The organism is Rhodococcus phenolicus (assembly GCF_001646785.1).
Taxonomy (GTDB): Bacteria; Actinomycetota; Actinomycetes; order Mycobacteriales; family Mycobacteriaceae; genus Rhodococcus; species Rhodococcus phenolicus.
This window is the reverse complement of record NZ_LRRH01000132.1, coordinates 1-2,649: the sequence shown is the minus strand read 5'-3', so window position 1 is coordinate 2,649 and position 2,649 is coordinate 1. Positions and strand designations below refer to the sequence as shown.

Sequence of the window (2,649 nt, the reverse complement as noted above, 5' to 3'; positions counted from 1 at the left end):
CGCATTCATGAACTGGGACGGCCCGACGTTCACCGACAGCGGCGGATTCCAGGTGATGTCGCTCGGCGTCGGATTCAAGAAGGTGCTGGCGATGGACGCGGTCGGGGTGCAGTCCGACGACGTCATCGCGAAAGGCAAGGAACGGCTCGCGCACGTCGACGACGACGGCGTCACCTTCAAATCCCACCTGGACGGCTCCCGGCACCGGTTCACCCCCGAGGTGTCGATGCAGATCCAGCATCAGCTGGGCGCCGACATCATGTTCGCGTTCGACGAGCTGACCACACTGATGAACACGCGGCGCTACCAGGAGGAGTCGCTCGCGCGGACCCAGGCGTGGGCGGTGCGGTGCATCTCCGAGCACGAGAAGCTCACCGCCGAACGCGCACACCGTCCGTACCAGGCGCTGTTCGGCGTCGTGCAGGGCGCGCAGTACGAGGATCTGCGCCGTCAGGCGTGCCGGGGTCTCGAGTCCATCGTCGGTGAGTCCGGACGCGGATTCGACGGATACGGCATCGGCGGGGCGCTCGAGAAGCAGAACCTGGGCACCATCGTGCGCTGGTGCACCGAGGAACTGCCCGCCCACAAGCCGCGGCACATGCTCGGCATCAGCGAACCCGACGACATGTTCGTCGCGATCGAGCACGGCGCCGACACGTTCGACTGCGTCAATCCGTCACGCGTTGCACGCAATGCGGCGATCTACCATCCGGACGGCCGGTTCAACATCAACACCAGCCGCTTCCGGCGGGACTTCACGCCCATCGACGAGAACTGCGACTGCTACACGTGCGCGAACTACACGCGCGCCTACATCCACCACCTCTTCAAGGCGAAGGAGATGCTCGCGTCGACGTTGTGCACGATCCACAACGAACGGTTCACCGTGCGTCTCGTCGACGAGATCCGTGCGTCGATCGAGGGCGGCTACTTCGCCGAGCACAAGGCGGACACCCTCGGCCGGTTCTACTCGGGTGCCCGCCCCTAGTCAGGCCGCGTAGCTCGGTTCGTGCTTCTTCACGTGCGCGATCACGCGGTACGTCACGGGCATGACCACGATCTCCACCAGCGTCTTCCAGAGGAACCCGACGATCACGTAGTTGGCGAAGTCGGTCCACGTCGAGATGCCGATCGCGCCCGCCGCGATCGCGCAGAAGATCAGCGTGTCGGCGAACTCGCCGACCACCGTGGACCCGATCAGCCGGGCCCACAGGTACTTCTCCTTCGTGCGCTCCTTGATCCGCACCAGCACGTACGAGTTCAGCAACTGGCCGACGAGGTAACCGGCGAGCCCGGCGAGCAGGATGCGCGGCACGACGCCGAGGACCGCGTCGAACGCCGCCTGGTTCTCGTAGAACTCGGCGGGCGGCAAGAGACCGGTGATCCAGAAACACAGCGCGGCCAGCGCGACCGCGCCGAATCCGAACAGCACCGCGCGACGTGTCGCCGCGAACCCGTACACCTCGCTCAGGACGTCGCCCAGGATGTAGGCGAGCGGGAACAGGAAGAACCCGCCGTCGGTGAGGATGGGCAGGACCTGCAGGGAGCCGATCGCGAGGTCGGAGTCGCCGAAGAACGCGACACCTTTCGTCGCGCAGATGTTGGAGATGATGAGCACCGTCGTGAACAGTGCGACGATCCCCGGGTAGTAGCTGCGGGCCACGTGCGCGAACGCCGCATGGCCGGTTGCCTCCGGTCCGGCGGCAGGAGGCTTCGGGGTCGGTGCATGCTCTGTCACCCGGTCATCCAAGCATCCGTGACGCGGCAACGCGAAGTACGGACAAAACGCCGCGGGCCCCGTCCGGTGGACGGGGCCCGCGGCGGGTGCGGTGCGGATCAGGACTTGACGACCCGGGTGCCGCCCGCGAACACGTCGTGGAAGCCCTGCTTGGTCGGGCTCTTCTCGATCGTGACGGCGATACCGATGAACGCGGCGAGCGAGGCGATGTTGAACAGCCAGCCGAGGACCGGGATACCGGTCAGGGCCTGCAGCCCCAGGTAGGCGTTGCGCTTCACGGCTTCCTCGAGCGTGGGAAGACCGCCGTTCGGGCCGGTCACCGACAACCCGAGCGCCTTCTTGCCGAGAGTCCAGCCCTTGGTGGACTCGAAGTACGCCGCGTAGCCGAGCATCGCGAGTCCGGTGAGCAGCCCGAGCACCACGGTCAGGAACGTGCTGCCGGCGATCGAGACGATCGCCGTGACGATCCCGAACGGGACACCGATGACGAGTGCGTCGATGACGCGCGCGCCGAGGCGGGGGAGCAGCTCACCCGGCTGGCCGGCACCCGGACCGAAGCCGGGCTGGGGAGCACCGAACTGCGGGGCGCCGTACTGCGGACCTCCGAAGCCGTCCGCGGGAGGGGCACCGAACTGGGGACCGCCGGCGGGGGCACCGTACTGCTGGCCGGGCTGCTGCGGCGCACCGAACTGCTGGGTCGGCTGGTTGCCGAACTGCGGGGCCTGAGGGTCGCCGAACTGGGGCGGCGCACCGTACTGCGGACCGGCGGCGGGTGCAGTGTACTGAGGTGCCGAGGGCTGTCCGCCGTACTGCTGTCCGCCGTACTGCTGTCCGCCGTACTGTTGTCCGCCGTACTGGTCACCGCCGTACTGCTGACCGCCGGCGGGGGCCCCGTACTGCTGTCCGCCGTA

At 67.6% G+C, this 2,649-nt stretch carries 3 protein-coding genes; 1 reads left to right on the top strand and 2 read right to left on the bottom strand.

From position 1 onward, the window contains the following. On the top strand, nucleotides 1-988 hold a 988-nt coding region (tgt, locus tag A8G15_RS26970), incomplete at its 5' end, for a tRNA guanosine(34) transglycosylase Tgt (RefSeq protein ID WP_068166160.1). Here the strand turns inward: tgt and A8G15_RS26965 are convergent. Beyond that, nucleotides 989-1,738, bottom strand: coding sequence for a queuosine precursor transporter (locus tag A8G15_RS26965; RefSeq protein ID WP_068166158.1), 750 nt, complete (start codon nucleotides 1,736-1,738; stop codon nucleotides 989-991). 98 nt (nucleotides 1,739-1,836) lie between these two features. Further along, the coding region (locus tag A8G15_RS32090; protein ID WP_245688020.1) for an RDD family protein at nucleotides 1,837-2,649 on the bottom strand (813 nt) is incomplete at its 5' end.